Annotated in this window: 24 protein-coding genes, 1 CRISPR repeat array and 2 riboswitches (1 of these 27 running past the window's edge); of the genes, 11 read left to right on the top strand and 13 right to left on the bottom strand. The window is 66.4% G+C overall.

What is annotated here, in order from left to right; genetic code table 11:
* Window positions 1-53: a CRISPR direct-repeat array (repeat unit 29 nt); it reaches 708 nt to the left of the window's first position.
* A gap of 686 nt (window positions 54-739) precedes the next feature.
* Entirely contained in the window at window positions 740-943 is a 204-nt protein-coding gene (locus DB032_RS10990) for a cold-shock protein (protein WP_107799522.1), read from the top strand.
* Between the two features lie 226 nt (window positions 944-1,169).
* Here DB032_RS10990 and DB032_RS10985 read toward each other — a convergent pair whose 3' ends face one another.
* Window positions 1,170-1,607: a hypothetical protein gene (locus DB032_RS10985; protein ID WP_107799521.1), complete on the bottom strand. Its 438-nt coding sequence runs from the start codon at window positions 1,605-1,607 to the stop codon at window positions 1,170-1,172.
* Between the two features lie 376 nt (window positions 1,608-1,983).
* On the opposite strand from DB032_RS10985, the gene DB032_RS10980 reads away from it, so the two are divergent.
* Complete coding sequence (locus tag DB032_RS10980) at window positions 1,984-2,310, top strand: hypothetical protein (protein ID WP_107799520.1); 327 nt, start codon at window positions 1,984-1,986, stop codon at window positions 2,308-2,310.
* A 57-nt stretch (window positions 2,311-2,367) separates the two neighbouring features.
* Here DB032_RS10980 and DB032_RS10975 read toward each other — a convergent pair whose 3' ends face one another.
* From DB032_RS10975 to DB032_RS10950, 6 genes are all read right to left on the bottom strand, one after another.
* Entirely contained in the window at window positions 2,368-2,661 is a 294-nt protein-coding gene (locus DB032_RS10975) for a hypothetical protein (RefSeq protein WP_107799519.1), read from the bottom strand.
* A gap of 227 nt (window positions 2,662-2,888) precedes the next feature.
* Window positions 2,889-3,734 carry an aminoglycoside 6-adenylyltransferase gene (locus DB032_RS10970; RefSeq protein WP_107799518.1) on the bottom strand — a complete coding sequence of 282 codons (846 nt, stop codon included), beginning with the start codon at window positions 3,732-3,734 and terminating at the stop codon, window positions 2,889-2,891.
* Between the two features lie 78 nt (window positions 3,735-3,812).
* Complete coding sequence (argE, locus tag DB032_RS10965; protein ID WP_233246684.1) at window positions 3,813-4,988, bottom strand: acetylornithine deacetylase; 1,176 nt, start codon at window positions 4,986-4,988, stop codon at window positions 3,813-3,815.
* Window positions 4,985-5,659: a DUF1028 domain-containing protein gene (locus DB032_RS10960; RefSeq protein WP_107799516.1), complete on the bottom strand. Its 675-nt coding sequence runs from the start codon at window positions 5,657-5,659 to the stop codon at window positions 4,985-4,987. The genes argE and DB032_RS10960 overlap by 4 nt, the downstream gene beginning before the upstream one ends.
* A complete protein-coding gene (locus DB032_RS10955; protein WP_107799515.1) occupies window positions 5,656-6,078 on the bottom strand; it encodes a RidA family protein in 423 nt (140 codons plus the stop codon). Before DB032_RS10955 ends, DB032_RS10960 begins: the two co-directional genes overlap by 4 nt.
* Window positions 6,079-6,089: 11 nt before the next feature.
* Window positions 6,090-7,358 carry an NAD(P)/FAD-dependent oxidoreductase gene (locus DB032_RS10950; RefSeq protein ID WP_107799514.1) on the bottom strand — a complete coding sequence of 423 codons (1,269 nt, stop codon included), beginning with the start codon at window positions 7,356-7,358 and terminating at the stop codon, window positions 6,090-6,092.
* A gap of 97 nt (window positions 7,359-7,455) precedes the next feature.
* Between DB032_RS10950 and DB032_RS10945 the strand changes: the two genes are divergently transcribed.
* The 3 genes from DB032_RS10945 (at window position 7,456) to DB032_RS10935 (ending at window position 9,171) form a co-directional block, all read left to right on the top strand.
* Window positions 7,456-8,415 carry a LysR family transcriptional regulator gene (locus DB032_RS10945; RefSeq protein WP_107799513.1) on the top strand — a complete coding sequence of 320 codons (960 nt, stop codon included), beginning with the start codon at window positions 7,456-7,458 and terminating at the stop codon, window positions 8,413-8,415.
* Window positions 8,416-8,596: 181 nt separating this feature from the next.
* Window positions 8,597-8,851 (top strand): DUF1778 domain-containing protein, encoded by a 255-nt coding sequence (locus tag DB032_RS10940; RefSeq protein ID WP_107799512.1) that lies wholly within the window; start codon window positions 8,597-8,599, stop codon window positions 8,849-8,851.
* Window positions 8,848-9,171: a type II toxin-antitoxin system RelE/ParE family toxin gene (locus DB032_RS10935; protein ID WP_107799511.1), complete on the top strand. Its 324-nt coding sequence runs from the start codon at window positions 8,848-8,850 to the stop codon at window positions 9,169-9,171. The genes DB032_RS10940 and DB032_RS10935 overlap by 4 nt, the downstream gene beginning before the upstream one ends.
* A 136-nt stretch (window positions 9,172-9,307) precedes the next feature.
* Here the strand turns inward: DB032_RS10935 and DB032_RS10930 are convergent, their stop codons facing one another.
* From DB032_RS10930 to DB032_RS10920, 3 genes are read right to left on the bottom strand one after another with little or no spacing between them, the layout of a single operon-like run.
* Window positions 9,308-10,690, bottom strand: coding sequence for an aspartate aminotransferase family protein (locus DB032_RS10930; RefSeq protein ID WP_107799510.1), 1,383 nt, complete (start codon window positions 10,688-10,690; stop codon window positions 9,308-9,310).
* 54 nt (window positions 10,691-10,744) lie between these two features.
* Window positions 10,745-12,151 (bottom strand): APC family permease, encoded by a 1,407-nt coding sequence (locus tag DB032_RS10925; protein WP_107799509.1) that lies wholly within the window; start codon window positions 12,149-12,151, stop codon window positions 10,745-10,747.
* Between the two features lie 44 nt (window positions 12,152-12,195).
* Entirely contained in the window at window positions 12,196-13,695 is a 1,500-nt protein-coding gene (locus tag DB032_RS10920) for an aldehyde dehydrogenase (protein ID WP_107799508.1), read from the bottom strand.
* A 165-nt stretch (window positions 13,696-13,860) separates the two neighbouring features.
* Here DB032_RS10920 and DB032_RS10915 point away from each other — a divergent pair, with 165 nt between their 5' ends.
* A complete protein-coding gene (locus tag DB032_RS10915) occupies window positions 13,861-14,646 on the top strand; it encodes a LuxR C-terminal-related transcriptional regulator (protein WP_107799507.1) in 786 nt (261 codons plus the stop codon).
* A gap of 34 nt (window positions 14,647-14,680) precedes the next feature.
* On the opposite strand, the gene DB032_RS10910 is transcribed toward DB032_RS10915, so the two are convergent.
* Window positions 14,681-15,295: a trimeric intracellular cation channel family protein gene (locus DB032_RS10910; RefSeq protein ID WP_107801818.1), complete on the bottom strand. Its 615-nt coding sequence runs from the start codon at window positions 15,293-15,295 to the stop codon at window positions 14,681-14,683.
* Between the two features lie 9 nt (window positions 15,296-15,304).
* Between DB032_RS10910 and DB032_RS24135 the strand changes: the two genes are divergently transcribed.
* Window positions 15,305-15,571 carry a hypothetical protein gene (locus DB032_RS24135; protein ID WP_158274288.1) on the top strand — a complete coding sequence of 89 codons (267 nt, stop codon included), beginning with the start codon at window positions 15,305-15,307 and terminating at the stop codon, window positions 15,569-15,571.
* 43 nt (window positions 15,572-15,614) lie between these two features.
* A riboswitch (glycine riboswitch) is annotated at window positions 15,615-15,797 on the bottom strand.
* Between the two features lies 1 nt (window position 15,798).
* A riboswitch (glycine riboswitch) is annotated at window positions 15,799-15,885 on the bottom strand.
* 136 nt (window positions 15,886-16,021) lie between these two features.
* Here the strand turns inward: DB032_RS24135 and DB032_RS10905 are convergent.
* Both DB032_RS10905 and purU read right to left on the bottom strand, forming a co-directional pair.
* Window positions 16,022-18,547: a DUF3141 domain-containing protein gene (locus DB032_RS10905; RefSeq protein WP_107799506.1), complete on the bottom strand. Its 2,526-nt coding sequence runs from the start codon at window positions 18,545-18,547 to the stop codon at window positions 16,022-16,024.
* 94 nt (window positions 18,548-18,641) lie between these two features.
* A complete protein-coding gene (gene purU / locus DB032_RS10900; protein ID WP_107799505.1) occupies window positions 18,642-19,508 on the bottom strand; it encodes a formyltetrahydrofolate deformylase in 867 nt (288 codons plus the stop codon).
* Window positions 19,509-19,738: 230 nt separating this feature from the next.
* Here purU and DB032_RS10895 point away from each other — a divergent pair, with 230 nt between their 5' ends.
* The 4 genes from DB032_RS10895 to DB032_RS10880 are packed head-to-tail and all read left to right on the top strand — an operon-like array spanning window position 19,739 to window position 24,999.
* Window positions 19,739-20,992, top strand: coding sequence for a sarcosine oxidase subunit beta family protein (locus DB032_RS10895; RefSeq protein WP_107799504.1), 1,254 nt, complete (start codon window positions 19,739-19,741; stop codon window positions 20,990-20,992).
* 11 nt (window positions 20,993-21,003) lie between these two features.
* Window positions 21,004-21,300 carry a sarcosine oxidase subunit delta gene (locus DB032_RS10890; RefSeq protein WP_107799503.1) on the top strand — a complete coding sequence of 99 codons (297 nt, stop codon included), beginning with the start codon at window positions 21,004-21,006 and terminating at the stop codon, window positions 21,298-21,300.
* Window positions 21,297-24,314: a sarcosine oxidase subunit alpha family protein gene (locus DB032_RS10885; protein WP_107799502.1), complete on the top strand. Its 3,018-nt coding sequence runs from the start codon at window positions 21,297-21,299 to the stop codon at window positions 24,312-24,314. The genes DB032_RS10890 and DB032_RS10885 overlap by 4 nt, the downstream gene beginning before the upstream one ends.
* Window positions 24,307-24,999 carry a sarcosine oxidase subunit gamma gene (locus DB032_RS10880; RefSeq protein WP_158274287.1) on the top strand — a complete coding sequence of 231 codons (693 nt, stop codon included), beginning with the start codon at window positions 24,307-24,309 and terminating at the stop codon, window positions 24,997-24,999. Before DB032_RS10885 ends, DB032_RS10880 begins: the two co-directional genes overlap by 8 nt.
* The last annotated feature ends 42 nt before the right edge of the window (window positions 25,000-25,041 follow it).

The raw sequence follows: 25,041 nt of genomic DNA, 5'->3' as shown, positions 1-25,041 counted from the left end.
CTCGGACGTGGCATACAGCGGATCGTGTTCCCCACGGGGGCGGGGATGAGCCGTGTAACAGTAGCAGTACTGTGTTCCCCATGGATGTGGGGTGACGCGTTCGCCGTAGTAAAGGAGGAAGCACCGCGCAGGCAGGACGCCACTTCCTGCGTGGGCACTCCTCTGAGGGCTTGCCATACGTACAGGCGAATTTCACGTATTCCTGCACGGTGCTTAATCATTATTGAGTGAAAACCGTTTTGGAATCAAAGCGGTTAGCAATGGGGCCTGGCAATCTCTGGAGCAACTGGTGTGTAGTGCGGCCAAAGCCTGTGGTCGGCGTTGCTGGCTTTGGTATCGGAATGAACCGGACTTGCCAGATGACCTCTCTGAGCAACTGATGTGTTCCCCACGGGGTGGGAGTGAACCGCCCCCGCGTGTCAGCAGGCCGGCTGCCGCCCAGTGTTCCCCACGGTTGTGGGGATGGAAGCCATGCCCACATCTAGCAAACCCAGCGCGGTTTGTCTTTGGCTACTGCTCGCTTTTTGGCAACAAATTCCTGCTCAAATTGCAAAATTCAAATATTGCTATTGACCAAGCCGGTGTTTTGCGAGTATTCTTGTCGCGATTTTCAAGCGCTATATCTATCGATACCTCAGTTGTCCATACAAGTTGGTCTGCTTTGTTTCCTTATCTATTCCTTGACTATCATGCTTTCAGGCAATTTATTGCCCTTAATCTGAACACCAAGGAGTGAATTATGGAAACTGGTATCGTTAAATTTTTCAATGACGCAAAAGGTTTTGGCTTTATTACCCCGGACAATGGCGGCGATGATCTTTTCGCTCACTTTTCCGAAATTCGCGCAGACGGCTTCAAGTCCCTGCATGAAGGTCAAAAAGTAAGCTACACCCGAGCAATGGGCCAGAAAGGCCCGGCTGCAACCGCGATCCAGCCGCTCTAAGCATTATCGCTGCAATAAAAAAGCCCCGTACGGGGCTTTTTGCGTATGCATAGATGTCGAGTAAATGAAAAAGCCGGTCTTAAAGACCGGCTTTTTTTATTGCTCAGCAGCAATGTGCGTATCGGCGAGCTAGCTGTCGCATGGCCGTTGGATGCTTGTTTAGGCAGGAAGCCGTTTTTTTCCGCTTAGTAAGCCCATGCCCCCGGCTCCCGCCGGGGGCCTCCCTTTACGGACTCTTCTTCAACACCTGTCGCTCCAGCAAGGAGCGCTCCACCTGCGCGTCCATCATCCGGTTCTGATGGTCGGTGTAGGCGTAGACATTCATCCGCCTTGCGCTGAGCGAGATCAGCCGCTCAAGGTGGTTGAAAAAGCCCAGCCAGTAGCCGCGCTGCTCGGTGCGGCTGAAGTCGATGTCGCGGGCGACTCGGCTGAGCAGGCCCTGGCCCACGTAAGCCGGGTTGTCCTTGAACCATTGCAGCAGGTGGGCGGCGCATTCCCGGCCGTAGGCCTGGGCCTGGGCGGGGGTGGCCGGCGCGGACGGCATGTGCCAGTAATGCGGATAGGTGCGTCCGGGAAGGCGGATGACGAAGGGCAGCAGGACTTCCTGGGTTTCTAGGGCCGGGGTGCGGTAGCGCCGTCGGCGCGGGAAGAGAGATTGCGGCATGTCGTTACTCCTGCGATGAAACAAGATTAACAAGCTGCCTATCCGGTAGAGGATTTGGCAGGCGCGTGATGGGATTGGCATTACCGAGCCTCACGAACCCCGGCGAGCGCGTAGCGCTCTCCCACCATGCACCTGCCGTTAAAGCATGGCAAAGCGCAAGCATGCGCGTTGACGCGCATGCTTGGGTCGTGAGGTGTTTCGAGATGCCAATCTCGGTGCCGTGTTTTGCGGCACGCGGGGATTGTTGCCGACTATGCGGGCAGGGTCAAGGCGCGGCGGTCGCGTTTCAGCCGGCATGCTGAGCGGAGCAAGCCGGCTGGGGGTGTTGGTGGCGGCGGGCTAGAATCGATCGTTCCATCTCAGACGGAGCTTGAACATGATTGTCAGAACATGGCATGGCTGTGTGCCGCGGCGGCATGAGGCGGGGTTTGCCGCGCACCTGGAACAGACCGGCGTCCAGCACTCCAGAAGCATTGCCGGCAACCTGGGGGCTTTTGTCCGCCAGGAAGAGCAGGGGGAGTGGACGCATTTCTTTTTGGCGACTTACTGGAGGGATCTGGAGGCGGTCAAGGCGGAGGCGGTCAAGGCGTTTGCCGGCGACAACTACCATATCGCCGTCACTTACCCGGACGATGAGCAGTTTGAGCTGTTGTCCGATCCTTATGTGTTTCAGCATGAAGTCAGCGAAACCGCCCCGTTGTAAGAGCCCGTTCAATGTCTGCCGCGCGCCGGCGCGGGCGATGTCGAAAAGGCCATCGATTTAATCGCTGTTCGCCTGCTCATCAGGGCGTGGCTGCTGTTGCGGTGTCATCACCGGCTCAGCCTGCCGGCGCTCAACCTTCTCCACCTCGTCCTGAGGCGGCGATGCTTCTTTGTTCTCTCTCTTGAACATATCGGGCGGGTTTGGCATCCGCATCAGTTGTTGCTGCATGCGCAAACTGTCCGTTATGGATTGGTGGATTTGCTTGAACGCCGGGTGAGAGGGGGAAAATGAATCCGCCGAGGCTGCCGCGCTGTATAGCGCTAGCGGCAGCAGAAGGGCGTGGATACGCATCTTATTCCTGACAAAGTATCTGGCCGCGGGGGACGCGGCGCTTGGCTGTATGGCTTGGCTGGCGCGCTTCCACTGTGAGGAGGCGCGTGGCTGGACTGAAGACAGGCGAACGGAAGCGAACGCCTGAAAGATAGAGGATTCTATCTAACCATGGACAAAGGTCAAGCCCACGGAAAATCCGCCGCCTGGCGCAGCGCGTGGGCAAGGGGCATCGTGGGATCGTTGCTTTACGCCGGCGCGCGGATCAAGTCGCGGATGCCGGCTTCCACCGCTGCCGGGTAGTCAAAGCCGGCGCGGGCGGCCACTTCGCGCGCCACTTGGCTGTACAGCCGCAGCGTGGCGTGGAAGGCGCGTTCGGCGTCGGCGGCGTCGAAGCGGCCAAATACCTGATGCAGCGCCTGCCAGTGTGCCGGCTCGGCCCAGTGTTGCAGCCGGGTGCCTATATGCCAGCAGTCCGCCGCCGCACCGGGACGGCTGCGGGCATGCCATTCCAGCATTTCCAGCAGCAGTTCCTTCATGGTCCAGTCGCGGAGTTTGACGACGAACAGCTCGCCGCGCGCCAGGTATGTGGGGATGTGAAAGGCCTCGAACCAGAACTCTTCCACCCGTTCGCGGAAGCGTTTCTCGCTGGGCAGGGCCGGCGCGGCGGGGCGGCTTTGCGGCGCGGGCAGGCCTTGGGCCACGCCGGTTTTGTCCAGCAGCACGCGGTAGCCGCGCTGGTACAGCGGGTCCAGCCCATGCTCGCGAATGGCTTGCAGCCGGGCGGGGCCGGCCAGGGTGAAGTCGATTTTGACGCCGTCGCCGTAGATGGCCAGGCGGGTGGGCCAGGCTTGGCCTTCGCCCAGGCGCAGCACGGTGAGCAGGGGGCCGATGTCGCGCAGCCAGCCGTCGCCCGCGGCCAAAGCCGCCGGGTTCGGGCCGATGATTTCCAGGTCCAGATCGGAATGGATGTCGGCGCTGCCATCATCGCGGGCAAAGGAGCCGGTGAGGATCAGCGCGTCCACGTCCGGGCGGCTGTGCGCCCAGGCGATGGCGGCGTTCAGACGCTGGGCCTGTGGGGTATCGGGGTTCATGCGGGGCTTTCCGGAACGGGATGTAAGCGTGGTAGGCCCCCGCAAGCGCGGGAAGGTTCCGATGCGGCCGGATTAGGGTCAGGGCGCGGGCTCGCTCAGCCGCCGCCGCAGCGCGGCGAGCAGGGTGTCGCAGGCGCTCAGTTGTTCCAGCGCCAGCCATTCGTCCGGCTGGTGTGCCTGGGCGATGCTGCCGGGGCCCAGCACCACGGCGGGGATGCCGGCTTGTTGGGAGAACAGCCCGGCTTCGGTGCCGAAGGAAACCTTGGCCGGCGCGCGGGCGTCGCCCAGCAGCGATTGCGCGAAGCGCACCACGTCGGCGTCCGGTGCGGTGAGCAGGCCGGGGTAGGCGCTGCGTTCGGTGAAGACGATGTCGGCGTCGGGGTCCACCGCGCGCATGGCGGGCAGCAGTTGTTGGCGGGCAAAGTCCATGATGGCGTTCAGCAGCGTTTGCGGCCCGTCTTCCGGCAGGTGGCGGATTTCAAATTCGAATTCGCCGTGCTCGGGGATGATATTGAGCGCGCTGCCGCCGCGCATGGCGCCCACGTGTAGGGTGGTGTGGGGCGCGGGGTAGAGCGGGTCGAATGGGCCTTCCGCCGCGCGCCGGCGCGCCAGTTGGCGGATGAAGACGATGAGTTCCGCCGCGTATTCCACGGCATTGACGCCGGCCTGGGGCAGGCTGGAATGGCCGGCCTTGCCGCGCAGGCGCACATGGTAGGCGAGCTTGCCCTTGTGGGCGGCCACCACGCGCATGAGGGTGGGTTCGCCGACGATGGCCATTCTGGGCAAGGCCGGCAGCCCGCCCAGCACGTCCAGCAGCCGGCGCACGCCGATGCAGCCGATTTCTTCGTCGTAGCTCAGCGCGATGTGCAGCGGGGTGCAGAGCCGGGCGGCGGCGAAGTCCGGCACGGCGGCCAGCACGGCGGCGATGAAGCCTTTCATGTCGGCGCTGCCGCGGCCGTAGGCGCGCTGCTCCCGTACTTGGAGGCGGAAGGGATCGCCGCTCCAGGCTTGGCCGTCCACCGGCACCACGTCGGTGTGGCCGGCCAGCATCACGCCGCCCCGGTCCGCGGGGCCGATGGTGGCGTAGAGGTTGGCCTTGCCGCCGTCTTCGCTGCGGATCAGCTGGCTGGAGATGCCCCAGCCGGCCAGGTAGTCGCGCACGAAGTGGATCAGTTCCAGGTTGGAGCGGTGGCTGACGGTGTCGAAGCCGACCAGCCGCTCCAGCATGGCTAGCGAGCTGTAGCGTTGCATCATGGATCTCCCGCCACGCCGTAGCTGGGCGCATGCTGCGGGGTCAGCGCCCGGGCAAGATAGGCGTCCATCTGCGGCTGGTAGCGGCGCCATAGCTCGGCCAGTTCCGCCACCGGCTGGCCCTCGCTCCAGTCTATGCGCAGATTGATGGCCGGCCATGCGGTATCGGCTGTGGCCAGCAGGCCGGCGGAATGGATGGGGCCGGCTTCTCCGCCGGCGTCCACTGCGGCTTGCAGCGCCGCCAGCAGGCGTTCCGGCAGGCCGCCGCCGGCGGCTTCGTAGGCGGCCACCATGGCTTGGGGCAGCTCGGCCGTGGCCAGCAGGTTGCCGCCGGCGGCGCAGTCGCGGCCAATGGCGGCGCCATGCAGGCCCAGCGCGTGCCGGCCAGTGATCACTTGCGGGCGGCCTTGAAGCGGGGCCAGCACCAGTTGCCGCCATTCCAGGTGAGGGTCCGCCGCCAGCAGACCGGCGCGCAGCGCGTCGCCCGCGCCGCCGGCCGCCATCAGTTCCAGCGCCAGCGGGCCCAGCAGCGGGTTGCTGACGTTCTGGCTCAGCGCGGCGCCCACGCCGGCGCGCACATGGGCGCAACGGCTGGCGACGCAGATGCTGGAGGAGGCGATGGCGACGCCCACCATGCCGCTGTCCCGGCAGCGGGCCGCAATGGAGAAGGTCATCGGCGGCGTTCCTCGGGGATGACGGCGGTGACGTCGATTTCCACCAGCCATTCCGGGCGCGCCAGCGCCGACACCACCAGGCCGGTGGACACCGGATAGACGCCTTTCAGCCATCGGCCCACCACTAGATAAACGGCTTCGCGGTAGCGTGGGTCGGTGAGGTAGATCACGATCTTGCAGATGTCGCCCAGCTCGCTGCCGGCTTCTTCCAGCAGCAGTTTTACATTGGCCATCGCTTGTTCGGCCTGGGCGGCCACGTCGCCTATGCCTACGGATTCGCGGCTGTCCAGGTCCTGGCCGATCTGGCCGCGCAGGAAGACGAGATTGCCGGCCACCACGGCCTGACACAGATCGTTGTCCAGATTTTGCTCCGGATAGGTTTGCCGGGTGTTGAACGGGCGGATGCGGGTGTGGGTCATGGCGGGCTCCGTTAAGGTTGTGCGCGCTGGCCGGCGTCGCGGTAGGCGGCGTATTGGCGCTGGGTGGCGATGTGATCGGCAATGAAGCGGGCGTCGTGCCATACCCCCCAGAGGAAGGAGGAGCCGCGGTGAGACAGCCAGGGCAGGCCCAGGAAGTAGACGCCCGGCTCGCTGGACACGCCGCGCTGGTGTTGCGGCTGGCCTTGTTCGTTGAAGGCCGGGACTTGCAGCCAGCTGTAGTCCGCTGCGTAGCCGGTGGCCCAGATGATGCTGGTGACGCCGGCCGCGGCCAGGTCCAGCTCCAGCATGGGGCGGGTCACGCATTCCGGGTCCGGCGGCATATGGCGCGCGGTCGGTTCCTCCGGCAGGTCCAGCCGGTTGCGTTCGATATAGGCGTCCGCCGCCGCCAGCAGGGCCAGGTAGTTGGCGTCGCCGCGGGCGAGGTTGTCGGCCAGATCCGGGGCGAAACGGGCCACGCCGCGTTCAAACGCTTGGGCGCTGCCCAGCAGGGTGAGGCCTTGTTGCGCCAGCGCGCGGAAATCCACGGTGTGGCCGCCGCGCGCGCCGCTGACGGCGATGGTGACGTGGGCGGCGTCCGGTTTGGGGGCGGTGGCGGTCCATTCGCCCAATACGCCCAGCCACCAGCAGAAGTCGCGCTGGCGGTAGGCGCGCGGTGGGCGGTTGTGTGCGCCCACGGAGAGATAGACGCGCTTGCCGGCGCTTTGCAGTTCGTCGGCGATCTGCACGCCGGAGGAGCCGGCCCCCACCACCAGCACCGCGCCCTCCGGCAGCTGTTCCGGCGCGCGGTAGTGGGCGGAGTGGATTTGCGTCAGCGTGTCGTCCTTGGGCGCGATGGCCGGGATGACGGGCTGTTGGAAGGGGCCGGTGGCGGCCACCACGCGTTCGGCCTGGAAGGCGCCGGCCGAGGTTTCCACGATGAAGCCGGACCGGTCCGGGTGGCGGCTGACTTGCAGCACCTCCACCCCGGTGCGGATGGGCGCGTTGATTTTTTGGGCGTAGGCGGCCAGGTAGTCCGCCACGCGTTCCTTGGGCGCGAAGGCGTCCGGGTCCAGGCCGGCGAATTCCAGCCCGGGAAAGCGGTCATGCCAGGCCGGGCCGTTGCAGACCAGTGAATCCCAGCGCTGGCTGCGCCAGCGTTCGGCGATGCGGTGGCGCTCCAGCACGATGTGGGGCACATCGTGGCGGCTCAGGTGTTCGCTGATGGCGATGCCGGCCTGGCCGGCGCCGATGATCAGCGTGTCTGTCGTTTCGATTGCCATCTTGACGCCTCCTGTCGCGTGCTTGACAAGGGCAGTCTACGAAGCCAGTCTGGATACGGAAAATAGTTATATCTTCTGCATTGGATAATTTTTAATTATGCAATACACCCTGAGGCAGTTGGCTTATCTGGTCGCCGTGGCGGATCACGGCAGCGTCACCGAGGCGGCCAAGGCGCTGCACACGTCGCAGCCCGGCGTGTCCAGCGCCATCGCCCAGCTGGAGGAGGTGTTCGGCCTGCAGCTGTTCATGCGTCACCACGCGCGCGGCGTGTCGCTGACGCCGGCCGGGCGCAGCTTCATCGCCGCCGCGCGTCAGTTGCTGAAGCAGGCGGAGGATTTGACGCCGCAAGCGCAGGAGATCAGTCAGTCCTTGCGCGGCCGGGTGACGCTGGGCTGTTTCACCACCATCGCCCCCATCTTGCTGCCGCGGCTGTTGTCCGCTTTGCGCGACGTTCACCCGGAGTTGGAAGTGGATTTGCTGGAGGGCGACGCTCGGCAGCTGCGGGAGGCGCTGGCGGACGGGCGGATCGAGCTGGCTTTGGCCTATGACCTGGGGCTGCCGGAAGGCTTGCACAAGCTGCCGCTGTCCGGCGCGCGTCCTTACGCCTTGGTGGCGGGGGATCATCCGCTGGCCGGGCGCGGCAAGGTGTCGCTGGCGGAGCTGGCGGCGGAGCCCTTGGTACTGCTGGACCTGCCGCACAGCCGCGAGTATTTCCTGTCCTTGTTCCGGCAGCAGCGGCTGGAGCCGAAAGTGGGGCTGCGCACCATCAATTTCGAGCTGGCGCGCGGGCTGGTGGCGGCGGGCTTCGGCTACGCCTTGCTCAATTTGCGACCGGAGGTGGACCTGGCTTACGGCGGCGGCAAGCTGGCCTGCCTGGATATTGCCGACGAGGTGCCGCGGCTGCCCATCATGCTGGCCTGGCCGCAGGCCTTGAGGCTGACGCGCAAGGCGGAGGCGGTGCGCGAGCTGTGTTTGCAATTATTGGGAGGCGCTGCCGACGAGGGACGCCCTAAGAACCTGTTCAAAGTCTGCTGCGCTTCGGCGATACGGCGTTGAAACCGAGCTCAAAATGCTCATGTACCACTTGTACATTCCGCTTTTTCGCTCGTTTTCGCCTTGTCTCGCTCTTGCTCGCGAGGCTTTGAACAGGCTCTGAGGGGACTTTGGCCGTTTGTTCATCCACAAAAACACATTTGTGATAATGTGGTACTGATCTATCTATCTGGAGTAATAGGCCATGAGTCGTTTGACCATTGATGTGACCGAGCAGCAGCACCAGGCTCTCAAGGCGGCGGCCGCGTTGCAAGGTAAAACGATCAAGCAGTACGCTCTTGAGCGGCTGTTTCCTTCGGCATCCGACGAGGGCCAGGCGCTTGAAGATTTGAAAGCGCTGCTGGCCCTCCGCATGGCCGAGGCGCAGAGCGGGGAGGTGATCGACCGCAGCATCACCGATATTGCCGGTGAAGCGCTGGCATCGAGCAAGTCTGTGTGAGCAGGCCTTATATCCTTACCAAGAGCGCCGCCGCCGATATTCGAGAGCTCGCTCGCTACACCGCTAAGCACTGGGGCGATTCGCAGTGTCGGATCTATATCGAGCAGATCGAGAAGGCCGCCGCCGCTGTGGCAACTGGCAAAGGGGTGTTCAAGGATATGAGTTCGCTGCTTCCCGGCCTAAGGGTGAAGGCGGCTGGGCGCCATTACATTTTCTGTCTTCCTCGGGTGAACGGTCCGGCTTTGATTCTTGCCGTCTTGCATGAGCGAATGGACATCATCGCCCGTCTCAGGGACAGGCTGGCTTATTCCGCTGAATAGAGGCGACGTCGGTTGATGCAAAGCTGTTCTAAGTGGCGAATAGCTTGGTCTGGTGGTTTTCTCGTCAGATTTTTCCAAGTTTTCAAATGAAAAGGCCAGGCAGCCGCCTGGCCTAGCCGCGCGCTCATCTGTCCCTCTAGCGCACGCCCATCTCCTCCGCGGTGCGGTCCACGGCGATGCGGGTCTTGTCTATGAGTTCGTCGATCTCGCTCCGGCTGATCACCAGCGCCGGCGCCATGATCATGCGGCCAAGCGTGGAGCGTAGGATCACGCCCTCATCAAAGCCTATGCTGCGGCAGCGCCAGCTGATGTCGGTTTCGTCGGCGAAGCGCTGCCGCGTGGCTTTGTCGCGGCAGAACTGCAAGGCCGCCACCAGGCCGGCGCCCTGGATTTCGCCCACCAGCGGGTGCTGGCCAAACACCTCGCGCAGGCAGGCTTGCAGATAGGGGCCGGTGTCCGTCCTGGCGCGCTCGACCAGTCCTTCGTCTTGCAGCACGCCCAGGTTGGCCAGCGCCACGGCGGCGGCCACCGGGTGGCCGGAGTAGGTCAGGCCGTGGGCGAAGACGCCGCCTTGCTCCACCAGCGTTTCACCGATGCGGCGCGACAGCACCAGGCCGCCCATGGGGATGTAGCCAGAGGTCAGGCCCTTGGCGATGCTGAGCGTGTCCGGCTGAAAGTGGAAATGCTGGTGGGCGAACCATTCCCCGGTGCGGCCAAAGCCGCCTATCACCTCGTCGGCGCATAGCAGCACCTCGTACTGGCGGCAGATGCGCTGGATTTCCGGCCAATAGCTGTCCGGCGGGAAGATCATGCCGCCGGCGCCCTGGAAGGGTTCGGCCACGAAGGCGGCCACCTTGTCGGCGCCCAGCGCCAGAATCTTGTCTTCCAGCTCTTGCGCGCATTGACGGCCAAACGCTTCCGGGCTCAGCCCGCCGCCGTGGGCGAACCAGTACGGCTCGCCGATGTGTTCCACGCCGGGAATGGGCAGGTCTCCCATCTCGTGCATGAACTTCATGCCGCCCAGGCTGGCGCTGCCCACGGTGGAGCCGTGGTAGCCGTTGTGGCGGCCGATGAAGATTTTCTTGTCCGGCTTGCCCATCACGTCCCAATAACGGCGCACGCAGCGGATCAGCAACTCGTTGGATTCGGAGCCGGAGTTGGTGTAGATCACGTGGCGGTAGTCGCCGGGCAGCAGGGAGAACAGCCGTTCGGAGAGTTCGTTCACCGCCGGGTGGGTGGTGTGGAAGAACACATTGTAGTAGCTGAGTTGTTGCAGCTGTCGGGCGGCGGCGGCAATCAGCTCCTGCCGGCCGTAGCCCACCTGGGTGCACCACAGGCCGGACATGCCGTCCAGGTAGCGCTTGCCGTCGGTGTCCCACAGATACACGCCCCGGCCCTCGGCCATTACCCGCGGGCCTTCCTGGTTCAGGGCTTTCTGATCTAGAAAGGCGTTGATGTGGTGGGCGGCGTCCAGTTGCTGGTAGTCGCGGGTGCTGCGGCGGGGCGTGGAAGCGGTCATGACGGTCTCCTTGTCGGGGATGGGGCCGGGCCAGGCCCGGCGTTAGGCGTTTGGCTAGTGCCGGGTCAGCGCCTGGTCCAGTGGTTCCGGGCGGAACAGCGGTTTGCGCATCACCAGCTTGATCCACAGGACGGCGATCAAGGACACCAGGCCCAGCACGATGCCGGCGCTGGCGAAGATGGCGGCGCTCATGTCCGGGCTGGGCGACACGTGGTAGATGGCGATCAGCATGCCGACGATGCCCAGGCATTGCGGCAGCGGGTAGAACGGGGTTTTGAAGGGACGGGCCAGCGCGGGGTAGCGGCGGCGCAGGGCGATCACGTCCAGGTGGCAGATGATGTAGGCCAGCAACCAGGCGATGGCCGCCGCCAGCAACAGCAGGCCTATGGTGTCGGGGTCGTCTCCCATCAGCAGCACCGGCGCGCCGGTGATCAGCGCGACGAAGAGCACCGCCACCCATGGGGTGCGGTAGCGCCGGCTCAGCTGTTTGAACTGAGGAAAGACCTGGCCGTTGCACGCCATGCCGTACAGCATGCGCGGCACCGCCGCCAGGGAGCTGTTGAGCGTGCTGCAGGTGGCGGTGAAGGCGATTACCACCACGGTCAGCTTGCCGGCCTGGCCCAGCAGCGCGGTGGCGTATTGCAGGTGCGGCAGCGGCGCGGCGGTCAGGGTAGCGCGCGGCAGGTGGTAGAGCGCACCCATGCAGTAGAGGGCGATGGTGATGAAGATCACGCTGAGGCCCAGCATCATCGCCAGCGGGATATCGCGTTGCGGGCGGCGGCTTTCCTCCACCAGCGGGCAGGTGAATTCCGCGCCGACAAAACCCCAGATCGCCAGCGCTCCCAGCGTCAGCACGCCGGCGCCCAGCGGGTTCCAGTCGCTGTTGGCGGCCAGGGCCAGCGCCGGCGGGCCGCCGCCGCTCAGCGCGGTGCTGCCCAGCGCCAGCAGCGCGACGATCATCACCAGGGCCAGCGCCGATTGCAGGCGGGCGAACACATCGATGCCCAGCAGATTGAGCAGGGTGAAGATCAGCAGCACGCCGTAGGCGACGCCGTTGAGGGGAAAGACGCCGGGATAGACCTGGTTGACGATGCGGTCGAGCAGCAGGAGTTCGGCCGACAGCGCGAACATCGCCACCACCACATAGCCGGAAAAGGTGGCCAGGATGGCGGGGAACTGGCCCAGGGCCACCTCGGTGTAGCTGCTGAGGCTGCCGGCGCGGGGAATCATCAGCGCCAGTTCGGAGAAGGATACGGCGTAGCAGAGCGCCAGCAGGAAGGCCAGGCTCAGCGGGATCAGAAAGCCGATGCCGGCCATGCCGGCGCCTTGCAGCATCAGCACCATCACGCCTTGGGATACGACGAGGCCGATGGCGACGGCGAGCAGCGGGGCGAGGCCCAGGCTGGCGCGAAAAGGGGCGGGGGCCGGCGGCGGAGCAAGGTGGGCTTGCGGTGTGCGCATGGTGGGTCTCCTACTATCTTGTTGTGCCGACTGCGGGGCGGCGCTTATTCGTCTTGCCATTGCACCCAGGTGGTTTTGAGGTGGGTGTAGTGGTCGACGGCGTGCAGCGACAGATCGCGGCCAAAGCCGGATTGCTTGCAGCCGCCAAACGGCAGGCCGGGGTCCAGCGCGTCCACAGTGTTGACCGAGACGGTGCCGACGCGTAGCCGGCGCGCCACGCGGTGGGCGCGCGACAGGTCCCGGGTCCACACCGAGGCGGCCAAGCCGTAAGGGCTGTCGTTGGCGATGGCCACGGCCTCGGCTTCGCTGTCGAAGGGCATCACCGCCAACACCGGGCCGAAGACTTCCTCGCGCGCCAGCGCCATGTCCGGGCGGACATCGGTGAAGATGGTGGGGCGGATGTAGCAGTCGCCGCCGTCCAGGCTGAAGCGCTCGCCGCCGCACAGCAGGCGGGCGCCTTGGCGGCGGGCTTGGTCGATGTGGGCCATGATGCGCTCCGCCTGGCGGGCGTCGACGATGCAGCCGCTGCGGGTGGCCGGGTCCAGCGGGTTGCCCGGTTGCAGCGCGGCCGCCTCGCGCAGCAGGCGTTCCAGGAAGGCGTCTTGCATGGAGCGTTGCAGCAAGAGCCGCGAGTTGGCCGAGCACACCTGGCCCTGATTGAAGAAAACGCCGAAGGCGGCGCGCCGGGCGGCGGCGTCCAGGTCGCAGTCGTCGAACACCAGATTGGGGCTTTTGCCGCCGCACTCCAGCGCCACTCTTTTCATATTGGAGTCCGCCGCGTAGCGCAGAAAGGCTTTGCCCACTTCGCTGGAGCCGGTGAAGCTCAGGCAATCCACGTCCGGGTGCAGGCCCAGCGGCCGCCCCACCTCGTCGCCGTAGCCCGGCAAGACGTTGAGCACGCCGTCCGGCAGGCCGGCCTCTTGGGCCAGTTGGGCCAGGCGCAAGGCCGACAGCGGGGATTGCTCGGCCGGCTTCAGGATCACGCTATTGCCGGCCATCAGCGCCGGCGCCAGCTTCCACGCCGCCATGTCCAGTGGGAAATTCCACGGGATCACCGCCGCCGCCACGCCCAGCGGTTCGCGGGTGATCAGGGCCTGCGCGTCGTCGGCGCCGGGGGCGACCTCGCCGTACAGCTTGTCGGCGGCTTCGGCGTACCAGTCGAACACGCCGGCGGCGCCCGGCACGTCGATATGGCGCGCGTCGGCAATGGGCTTGCCGATGTCCAGGCAGTCCAGCAGCGCCAGTTCGTCGCCGTGCTGACGGATCAGCGCCGCCAGCTTTTGCAGCACGGCCTTGCGTTGGCGCGGATGACGGCGCGACCAGACGCCGGATTCGAAGCTGGCGCGGGCGGCCCGCGCCGCCCGTTCGACATCGGCCTCGCCGCAGCGGGCGATCTCGGCCAGGGGCCGGCCATGGATGGGGCTGATGTCGGTGAAGGTGCGCCGGTCGGCGGCGGGCACGAAGCGGCCGTTGATGAAGGCGAGGCAAGGCGAGCGCAAATCGGCGGCGCGGCCTTGCCAGTAGGACAGATCCTGCGTGGGCATGGCGATCACTCCTGTTCAGGCGGCGCGACGGGGTGGGGGAAGCGCTCACATCACGGCTGGTCTTGTCGCGCAGGCTGGAGCCATACTAGTCAGTCCCCTTGGCGGCGGACATCACGCGAAAGCGTTAGAGCGGAAGGCGGGACTAACCTGATCGGGGTAGCTGGCATGCAGCTGAATGTGGCGGATCTGGTGTTTCACCAGCAATTGGGGCGCTTGTTGGACGGCGTCGACAACGCGGCCTTTTGGCAAGGGTTGGCCGCGTTTCTACGGGAACGCCTGAGTTTCGATACCTGGGTGGCGGTGCTGTTTCGCCAGGAGGCGCCGCCGTGGGTGCTGGCGGATCACGCGGCCAATTACGCCGCCGACGATTTGTTCGCCGACTACCGGCGCGGCCTGTATCTGCTGGACCCGTTTTACGGTTTTGCGCTGAAGCGCCCGGCCGCCGGCGTGTACCGGCTGGACGAGGTGGCGCCGGACCGTTTCCGGGAGACGGAGTACTTTCGCCGTTACTTTTCGCGCAATGTGGTGGCGGATGAAATCCAGTTTCTGCAAGTGTTGCCGGAGGGCGTGCTGTCCCTGTCGCTGGGTAGCAAACGCCGCTTCAGCGAGCAGGAACTGGGCGTTTGCAATCTGTTCGCGCCCTGGTTGCTGCCCTTGTCGCGGCTGGCCGCGCGTCTGGACGAAGGGCTGCGTCAGCCGGCGGCCAGGACGGGCAGGCAGAGCCGCCGGGAACTGGAGGAGGCGCTGCGCGCGCAGGGCTCCTCGCCGTTGACCAAGCGGGAGGTGGAGGTGGCGCTGCTGATACTCGGCGGCCACTCCACCAAGGGCGTGGCGCGCGAGCTGGGCATTTCGCTGGAAACCGCCAAGGTGCACCGCCGCCATCTGTACGCCAAGCTGGGCGTGTCCAGCCAGGCGGCCTTGTTTCTGCTGCTGGCGGGGATTCAGTCCTGATGCCGCGGCGCAGCGGTGAAACGGCTAGGGTTAGTTAATGCAGATCATGCCGGTACATGAACACCGGCAGCCTCCATTCGCGCCAGATGGCGGCCAGGCGGATGGCGAGGCCGACGGCGAAGCTGGCCAGCACGTTGAGATCGTGCGGCACGCCCAGCTTGATCAGGCCCAGGTAGAGCAGGGCCACGGCGAAGGAGACGCTGGCGTACAGCTCCTGGCGGAACACCACCGGCACGCGGTTGCACAGCACGTCGCGCAGGATGCCGCCGGCAATGCCGGTGATCATGCCGGCCATCACCACCACCACCGGGTGGTAGTCCATGGACTGGGCCACGCCGCAACCTATGATGGTGAAGGCGATCAGGCCCAGCGCGTCCAGCACCAGGAATACGCGGCTCAGGCGTTTCATATAGCGGGCCACGAACACGGCGGCCAGGCCGCCGGCGATGACCAGGCCGACGTATTCCGGGTGTTGGGTCCAGCCTATCGGGTAGCGGCCCAGCACGATGTCGCGCACGGTGCCGCCGCCCAGGGCGGTGAGGAAGGCGATGACGGTAACGCCGAAGATGTCCATATTGCGGCGGCCGGCCGCCAACGCGCCGGTCATCGCTTCCGCGGTGATGGCGATCAGATAGATCAGGGTAAGCATGTAGTTGCAATGGTCAAACAGGCTGGCGCCGAGATGCGCGGCGAAGCCGGGTGGGAAAAGGGGTTGGCAATGGGCGGGCCATGCCAGGTGGCGCGCAGCCTGGGCAAGCGTTTCGAACACGGGTTTTCCTTGAGAGCTGGTGCACGATCTGCTGCGCTGCGACGATACGGCGTTGAAACCCGCTTCGAAATGCTCATGTACCACGTGTACATTCCGCTTTCTCAGCTGTTTTCGCCTTGTCTCGTCCTTGCTCGCGAGATCGTGAGCACGTTCTGAGCACGGCCGGCGGGCCGCGCATGGGCGCGGCGCTGCCGGCATTGCCTCTCCCCTTGTCCTTTTACCTGAGAGTTAGATGACGGGCGCGGCCTGTGTGCGGGCCTTGCCGGGTGTCACTTGCCCCTTCGGTGGGCGGCTAAGGGCCGGTCACATCATCCGACGCGCTCTCGCTGAAGCGTAGCAGATGATGAACGGGCGCTTAGGGCCTCTCTCCAATCGGCTGGTATCCATGGGCTGCGGTACTGTTGCCTGAGCGATTATGGGAGTTTGCGTCTTCGGCGGGGGCGCATGCCCCTCTCTCCCGCAGCAGGCAAGGATATTAGCGTTTGCTGTATTGTTCAGTCAACGACTGTATACATGGGGCGAGGCAAAAATGTTGTAGTGCGATATCAACATGAAAACGCCCGGACGGCGGTTTGGCTGTCCGGGCGTTTTTGCGCTGGCTGATGCTTAGTTGCTCGGCGTTTTGGGCTTGGCCGCGTCCTTGCCGGCGGCGGGTTTGCGCGCGGCCGGGGTTTTGGCTGCGGGGGCTTTGGCCACGCTGGCTTTGCCCGCTGGCGCTTTGGCGGTTTTGGCCGCCGGGGGGTTGCCGGGCGCCGGCTTGGCCGCGGCCGGTTTGCTGCTGGCGGGTTTGGCGGCAGCGGCGCTGGGCTTGCCGGCGGTGGGTTTGGCCGGGGCTTTGGCGGCCGGCTTGCGCGGCGGCGCCGCTTTCTTGGCGGGCGCGCTGGCCTTGGCGGCGGGGGCCGCGGCGGGAACGGTTGAGGCTGCCGCTATGGCCGGCTCGGCGGGCGGCAGGATGGCCGGCGCCGCCGGCGCGCGGGTGTCCAGTTGCAGCGCGTGGGCCGCTTGGTCCAGCCTGAGCTGTTGTTCGGGGGCGATGTCGCCGCTGAGCGCCAGCAGTTCATGCGCCAGCTGCCAGGCCTGGCGGCGGCGGTGTTCTTCCGGCAGCAGCTTGGGCAGGCCGGCCAGCGCGCGGGCTTCGTCCAGCCGCACCAGGAAAACCTGCTTGCGGGCGATGTCTTTCAGCTCCATCAGGGTCAGCGGGTATTCGTGGCGGATGTCGCGCATGATGCGGCGGATGGCGTTGAACGGGCGCTCGTCTATGATGCCGCGGCCAATCGCCACATAGGTGAGCAAGCGCACGAAGCCGTCGGCCAGGGAGCCGCTTTCGTAAGCGGGGTCCAGCACCTGGCGCTTGAGTTGCAGCCTTTCCTGTTTGTTCCAGCTGTCGCAGCGGGCGGCGCGGGCTTCGCGCGCGGGCTGCACGCCCACGACGGAGGCCAGCCACGGGGATTCGTACACGGCTTTGAAGCAGTGTTCGGTGGCGGCGTCGCGCAGGTCGCGGTAGCGGTCCAGGCTTTGCGTCATCCAGCCGGACCACTGTTCTTGCAACCGCCACAAGGGGTTGTCCGCGCTCACCGGCTGGCGGTGGGCGCGCACGTATTCCGCGGCGGGTTTGAGCCAGCCGAGCCAGGGATTGAGCGGGGAGATCAGCGTGCGTTCCAGCCGCGCCGGGTTGAGCTGGCGCAGCCATTGGGCGCTGGCTTCGTTGCTGACGGCGCGCACGGCCGGGGAAACGAAGCGGTTGTAAATGCCCTGGTTGATTTCGGAGACGCGGCGCACCGCTTCAAAGGCGCGCTCGTCTTCGCGGCCGTCGTCCAGCGCCAGGATGTCGGCCACTTCGCGGGCTTCGAAACGGATGATGTAGCGGCCCTTGATGTATTCCTGGCCGGGGGTGTTGGGGGCCACGTCCTCGATGACGGCCTCGTACAGGCCGGGGGCCAGCACGTCGATCAGGTCCAGCGCGCTGGCGAACTCGCTGTGTTCGCGGTTGGCGATGCCGGCGGAGACGAAGATGCCCAGGTGGCCCACCTTGTTGTGCAGGCAGTAAATGATGGTTTGTTCGTTGTCGCGGATGTCTTCCGCGTTGTCGTACAGGTCCGGTATCCAGTTCAGCGCTTGCTGCGGCGGGGTGATGTTGTCGCCCCAGGAGGCGAACACGATGATGGGGGAGCGGATGTTGCGCATGTCCACGCGGTGCTGGTCGCTGCTGACGATCTTGCCTTCCACCAGATGGTTGCCCACGAAGAGCTGCTGGGAGATCCATTCCATTTCCTGCTTGTTCAGCAGGTAGTGGCCGCCCCACCAGCGTTCAAAGCCCAGATAGCGTTCGCGCTCGGTGTCCACCTTGGCGTACAGATTGTAGGGCTTCTTCCACAGGGTGTTGGCCGGGTCCAGCTTTTCAAAGTTGTTGACCAGGTGGGCGCCGTCGAACTTGCCGTTGCCCAGATCGCCGGCCAGGGAGGCGGTCCAGGTGCCGCCCAGCATGCCGCCGGAGTAGCGCATCGGGTATTTGCCGGTGACGCCGGCCCAGTAGGACAGCGGGGTGCCGGCCAGCAGGATGGGGCCGCACAGCTCCGGCGCCACCGAGGCCAGCATGGCCAGCGCCCAGCCGCCCTGGCAGTTGCCGATGACGAAGGGCTTGCCGTCGCTGTCCGGGTGCAGCTCCCTGACCTTGCCGAGGAAGACGTATTCGGCGCGGCTGACGCTTTCTATGGTCTGGCTGGGCACCGGCTGGGGGAAGAACATGATGAAGTAGCAGGGGTGGCCCTGTTGCAGCGCGATGCCGATTTCGCTGTCCATCTTGAAGCCGCCGATGCCGGGGCCGTGGCCGGCGCGCGGGTCTATCACCACGAAGGGGCGCAGCGCCGGATTGGTGGCCGGGCAGCCGGCCGGCGGCAGGATGGCGGCCAGCGCGTAGTTGGCCGGGTCCGGCAGGCTGCGGCCGTCCAGGATGATTTTGTAGTCGAACACCAAGACCGGCGGCTTGCCGCTTTGCACGTGTTGCAGATAGTCCGCGCCGCGGTCATGCAGCACGTCCCAGTAGAGGATGCTGCGCTCGCAGGCGTCGCGCCAGTAGTCGGCGACCGGGTTGGAGGAGAAGAGCTTGGACCAGACGGCTGTTTGCGACCACATACGGCACCTCTTGGTTGGTATGACGGATAACTGGCTACTGTACCCTGCTTTTGTTGCGTTGCAATAGACAAAGTTCCTGCCAGGCGAACAACTGTCAGCGCAACACCACAGTGCGCCGCTCGGTGATGAAGACGCGCCGCTCCAAGTGGCAGCGCACCGCGCGCGCCAGCGCCTGGCACTCCATGTCGCGGCCGGCGGCCTGCAATTGCTCCGGGCTGTAGGCGTGGTCCACCCGTTCCACCACTTGTTCGATGATCGGGCCTTCGTCCAGATCGTCGGTGATGTAGTGGGCGGTGGCGCCTATCAGTTTGACGCCGCGCTCGTGCGCCTGCTGATACGGCCGCGCCCCCTTGAAGCCGGGCAGGAAGGAGTGATGGATATTGATGGCGCGGCCGGCCAGTTTTGCGGCGGCGGCGCTGGAGAGTACCTGCATATAGCGGGCCAGCACCAGCAGTTCCGCCCGGCTGTCCTCCATCAGCGCCAGCAGCGCGGCTTCCTGGCGCGGCTTGTTGTCCGGGGTGAGCGGCAGATGGTGGAAGGGCAGGCCGTAGGCTTCGGCGATGGGGGCGAGGTCGCGGTGATTGGAGACGACGGCGGCCACCGTCATGTCCAGATCGCCCATCTTCTGGCGATAGAGCAAATCGTTCAGGCAGTGGTCCAGTTTGGACACCATGATCAGCACCCGCGCGCGTTGGCGCCGGTCGTGCAGCCGCCATTGCAGGTCTTGATAGTGGCCGCTCATCCGCGCCATGCCGTCGGCCAGCCGTTCCGGGGCGAAGTCCGGCCGCTCTGGGTGGAAGACGCAGCGCACGAAGAAGCGCCGGCTGCGGGCGTCGTCGAATACCGCCAGTTCATCGATATAGCAGCCTTGCTGCTCCAGCAAGGCGGAGAAGCCGGCCACCTGGCCGGAGGCGCTGCGGCAGGCGAAGCTGAGCACGTAGGAGGGGGCATCTGAGGTCATTGGCGTGTCCTGTTTGTGGGGCGGCACGGGCCAATCTAGGCCTTGTCCCGCGCGCGCGCTGTCCGCCATGCGTCCGCTTTGCGTGGATTTTGGACATCGCCGTGTCGCGTGCGGGCAAGAGGCCGTCCTTTCCAGCCAAATGCGCCGGCGGCGTCGCCCTGAGAATGAGGCCTTCCTCAACCTCGACAGCAGCGGCGCGGGCCCATGGCGGCCCGGCGGCGGGAGCGCAGATGGCAAACCGATATTCGCTGTGGAGCCTGATCCGGCACGGGCTTGGGCATCACCAGGGCTGGCAGCCGGCCTGGCGCAGTCCGCAGCCGGAAAGCAGCTACGACGTCATCATCGTCGGCGGCGGCGGCCACGGCCTGGCCACCGCCTATTACCTGGCCCGCATGTACGGCGTCCGCAAGGTGGCGGTGCTGGAAAAAGGCTATCTGGGCGGCGGCAACACCGCGCGCAACACCACCATCATCCGCTCCAACTACCTGTGGGACGAGTCTTCGCAGCTGTACGAGCACGCGCTCAAGCTGTGGGAGGGCCTGTCCCAGGAGCTGAACTTCAATGTGATGTTCAGCCAGCGCGGAGTGATGAACCTGGGCCACAGCCTGCAGGACATGCGCGACATCGAGCGCCGGGTCAACGCCAACCTGCTCAACGGCGTGGACGCCGAGGTGCTGTCCCCGCGCGAGATCAAGGAGCGGGTGCCCTTGATCGCCATCGGCGGCGACGTCCGCTATCCGATCCTGGGCGCCAGCTATCAGCCGCGCGGCGGGGTGGCGCGCCATGACGCGGTGGCCTGGGGCTTCGCCCGCGCCGCCAGCGAATTGGGCGTGGACATCATCGAGGAGTGCGAGGTGACCGGCTTGTTGATCGAGGGCGGCCGGGTGCGCGGGGTGCGAACCGGGCGCGGCGAGATCCGCGCCGACAAGGTGGGCTGCGTGGCCGCCGGCAACAGTTCCACGCTGGCGCGGATGGCCGGCTTGCGGCTGCCGCTGGAAAGCCACCCCTTGCAGGCCTTTGTGTCCGAATCGCTGAAACCCTGCCTGAACACGGTGGTGATGTCCGGCGCGGTGCACGGCTACATCAGCCAGTCGGACAAGGGCGAACTGGTGATAGGCGCGGGCATAGACAGCTATCTGGGTTACGGCCAGCGCGGCAGCCCGCATGTGATCGAGCACACGGCGGCGGCCATCGTCGAGCTGTTTCCGTCCTTCTCGCGGCTGCGGATGAACCGGCAGTGGGGCGGCATCGTGGACGTGTCGCCGGACGCCTGCCCCATCATCGGCAAGACCCGGATCCAGGGCCTGTATTTCAACTGCGGCTGGGGCACCGGCGGCTTCAAGGCCACGCCGGGTTCCGGCCACGTATTCGCCCACACCATCGCTCATGACCAGCCGCATCCGCTGAACGCGGCTTTTTCGCTGGAGCGCTTCGCCTCCGGCCGTTTGATAGACGAACACGGCGCCGCCGCCGTGGCGCATTGAGGGAGACGCCGATGCTGCTGATTCATTGCCCGCATTGCGGGGAGGCGCGGGAGGAGGAAGAGTTCGACTACGCCGGGGAGGCCTTCATCGTCCGTCCGGCGGCGCCGGAGCAGGTGGACGACGAGGCCTGGGGCGATTACCTGTTCTGCCGCAAGAACCCGCGCGGCTGGCATTGGGAGCAATGGCAGCACGCCGCCGGCTGCCGCAAGGTGTTCGCCGTCCGGCGTCACACCGTCAGCTACGAGATCGCCGGCAGCTGGACGCTGGCCGAGGGCAAGGCCCGTTATTTGCAGGAGGATCAGACGTGAGCGGCTATCGCATCCATCGTCCCGGCGAGCGCATCGACCGCAATCGGCCGCTGGCCTTTACCCTGGACCGCGCGGCCTATCACGGCTTCGCCGGCGACACCCTGGCCTCGGCGCTGCTGGCCAACGGCGTGCGGCTATTGGGCCGCAGCTTCAAGTACGGCCGGCCGCGCGGCATCGTCGGTTTTGGCGCGGAAGAGCCCAACGCCTTGATCCAGCTGGAAAACGGCGCCTTGAGCACGCCGGATCTCAAAGCCACCCAGGTGGAGCTGTACCAAGGCTTGCAGGCCTTCAGCGGCTTGGAGGACGCGTCCTGGGGCATGCGGCTCAAGGGCGCGCTGGGCCGGCTGGAGCGTTTCATGCCGCCGGGCTTTTATTACAAGACCTTCATGCAGCCGGCGGGAGCCTGGCCGTTTTACGAGCGCCGCATCCGCGAAGCCGCCGGTTACGGCCAAGCGCCGCGGCTGCCGGACCCGGAGCATTACGATCATCTGCACCACCATGTGGACCTGCTGGTGGTGGGCGGCGGCGCGGCCGGCTTGTGGGCGGCCACGCTGGCGGGGCGCGCCGGCCTGAAAACGCTGCTGCTGGACGAACAGGCGGAGATGGGCGGCTGGCTGCTGAGCGAGCGCCGGCTGCGCATCGACGGCCTGGAGGCGATGGACTGGGCGCAGCAGCGCTTGCAGGAGCTGGCGGCGCTGCCCAATGTCCAGCGCTTGCCGCGCGCCACCGTCTTCGCCTTGCATGAGGGCAACCTGGCCTTGGCGGTGGAGTTGTTGCAGGACCACCTGCCGCCGTCCGAGCGCGATCCGGCCCGGCCGCGCCAGCGCCTGCACAAGATACGCGCGGGCCAACTGGTCTTGGCCAGCGGCGCCATCGAACGGCCGCTGGTGTTCGGCAACAACGATCTGCCCGGGGTGATGACCGCCGCCGCCGGCCACAGTTATTTGAACCGTTACGGCGTGGCGGTGGGGCGCCGGCTGCTGCTGCAGACCCAGAACGACGCCGCCTACGACGCGGCGCTGGAGCTGGCCTTGGCCGGGGCGGCGGTGACGCTGGCCGATGCTCGCCCAGCCGGCGCGGCGGCCTGGCGCAGCCGCGCCGCGCAGAATGCCGGCGTGGAACTGCTGGCCGGTTACGGCATCGCCCGGGTGAACGGCGGCGCCGGCGTCAGCGGCGCGGACTTGGTGAAGCTGGCCGCGGATGGCCGGAGCGTGGCCGGCAAGGGGCCGCGGCTGGAGCTGGACGGCGTGCTCTCCTCCGGCGGGCTCAGCGCCACCGTGCATCTGTTCTGCCACAACGGCGGCCGTCCGCTGTGGCGTCCGGACCGTCTGTCCTTCGTTTGCCCGGACGCGGGCCGGCCCGGCGTCGTCTGCGTGGGCGCGGTCACCGGGCGCTGGGAGCTGGGCGAGGCCCTGGCCCAATGCCATGCCGCCATGCTGGCCCAGCTTGGCTGGGGAAGCCAGCGCGGTCTGGGCGCCGCGCCGCGGGTGGAGGCGGAGGAGGTGGCCGCGCCGCGTGAAATCTTCCGCTTGCCGGACGGGCGGCGCGAAGGCGTCGGCGCCAAGGCCTTCGTCGATTTCCAGAACGACGTGGCCGCCGCCGACATCCATCTGGCGGTGCGCGAAAACTACCGCTCCATCGAGCACGTCAAGCGCTACACCGCGCTGGGCTTCGGCACCGATCAGGGCAAGCTGTCCAACGTCAACGGCTTCGCCATCGCCGCCGAGGCGCTGGGCAAGCCCATCGCCGAGGTGGGCACCACCACCTACCGGCCGGCCTACACCCCGGTCAGCTTCGGCGCGCTGGCCGGCGCCCATGTCGGAGAAACTTTCGACCCGCGCCGCTACACCGCCATGCACGACAGCCATACCGCGCGCGGGGCCGAATACGAGCTGGTGGGGCAGTGGCTGCGGCCTTGGTATTTCCCGCGGCCGGGCGAGGACCTGCACGCGGCGGTGCGCCGCGAATGCCGCGCCGCCCGCCAGGGGGTGGCGGTGATGGACGCCTCCACCCTGGGCAAGATCGATGTGCGCGGTCCGGACGCGCGCGAGTTTCTGGGCCGCGTCTACAGCAACGCCTGGAGCAAGCTGGAACCGGGCAAATGCCGCTACGGGCTGATGCTGGACGAAAACGGCATGGTGATGGACGACGGCGTCACCGCTTGCCTGGCGGACGACCATTTCCACATGACCACCACCACCGGCGGCGCGGCCCGGGTTTACAGCTGGCTGGAGCGCTGGCACCAGACCGAATGGCCGGAACTCAAGGTGCGTTTCAGCTCCATCACCGATCACTGGGCCACCACGGCGCTGGTGGGCCCGCAAAGCCGGGAGGTGCTGCGCAAGCTGTGCACGGATATTGATCTCGACCCTCAGGCCTTCCGGTTCATGGAGGGCCGCGTCGGCACCGTGGCCGGCGTGCCGGCGCGGGTGTTCCGCATCAGTTTCTCCGGCGAACTGGCTTACGAGATCAATGTGGACGCCGGCTACGGCCGTTATCTGTGGGAGGAGGCGATGCGGGCCGGGGCCGAGTTCGGCATCACGCCCTACGGCACCGAGGCCATGCACGTCTTGCGCGCCGAGAAGGGCTTCATCATCGTCGGCCAGGACAGCGACGGCTCGATGAGCCCCAACGATCTGGCCATGGGCTGGGCGGTGGGCATGAAAAAGCCGTTCAGCTTCCTCGGCCGCCGCTCCTTGCTGCGCGCCGACACCGCCGGCGCGGGCCGCAAGCAGTTGGTGGGCCTGCTGACGGAGGACCCGCGGCTGGTGTTGCCGGAAGGCGCGCAAATCCTCAACGACGGCAAGGACGCCGCGCCGGCGGCGATGCAGGGCCATGTCACCTCCAGCTACCACAGCGAATGCCTGGGCCGCTCCATCGCCATGGCGGTGTTGAAGGACGGCGTCCGCCGCGAAGGCGACACCGTGCATGTGTGGTGGCAGGGCCATAGCGCGCCGGCGCGGGTGGCGTCCGCGGTCTTCGTCGACAAGGAAGGAGAGCGTCAGCATGTCTGAATCCACATTCAAGCCTGTGCTGGAATCGCCCTTGCGGCATCTGGATTTGCCGGAAGCGGCCGAAGCGCGCCGCGCCGACGGCCGCGTCTGGGGCAATGAAGCGCCCAATCTGGGCTACGCGCTGCTGCGCGGCGACGGCGCCGAGGCCGGTTTTTTCGAGCTGACGGCGCGGATCACCGGGCTGGAGCCGCCGCGCCGGCCCAAGACCTTGAGCCAGGGGGAGGGCGGCGCGCTACTGTGGCTGTCGCCGGACGAATGGCTGCTGATCAGCCGCCGCCAGCGCCTGGCCGGCTGGCTGCCGGCGCTGGAGCGGGGCTTCGCCGAGCAGCGCCTGTTCGCCCAGGCGCTGGACGTCAGCGGCGGCTTCACCGCCGTCTACCTGTGCGGCGAGCCGCACCTGGCCGTGCTGCGCCATCTGGGCGGCTACGATTTCGAAGCGCTGCGTCCCGGCCAGGGCGTCGGCACCTTGTTGGGCAAGGCGGCGGTTCAAGTGCTGCGCCTGGACGGCGACGGCGTGTTCGTGGTGTGCCGCCGCAGCTTTGCCGACTACGTCTGGCTGCTGTTGCGGCGCGCGGCCCGGCCTTACGGCTTCGCGGTGTGCGAGCTGCCGGCGGACGCCGGCCATCCGCTGTGGGCGCAACTGGCGCGGCCGGCGTCGGCGGCGGTCCTGAGCGAGAGCTCTTAGAACCTGTTTACGTTCTGCTGCGCGTCGGCGATACGGCGTTGA

The organism is Chromobacterium sp. Panama, assembly GCF_003052555.1.
In the GTDB taxonomy this organism is placed as follows: domain Bacteria; phylum Pseudomonadota; class Gammaproteobacteria; order Burkholderiales; family Chromobacteriaceae; genus Chromobacterium.
Note: the sequence above shows the minus strand (reverse complement) of the source record. Positions and strands in the feature narration are given on the sequence as shown.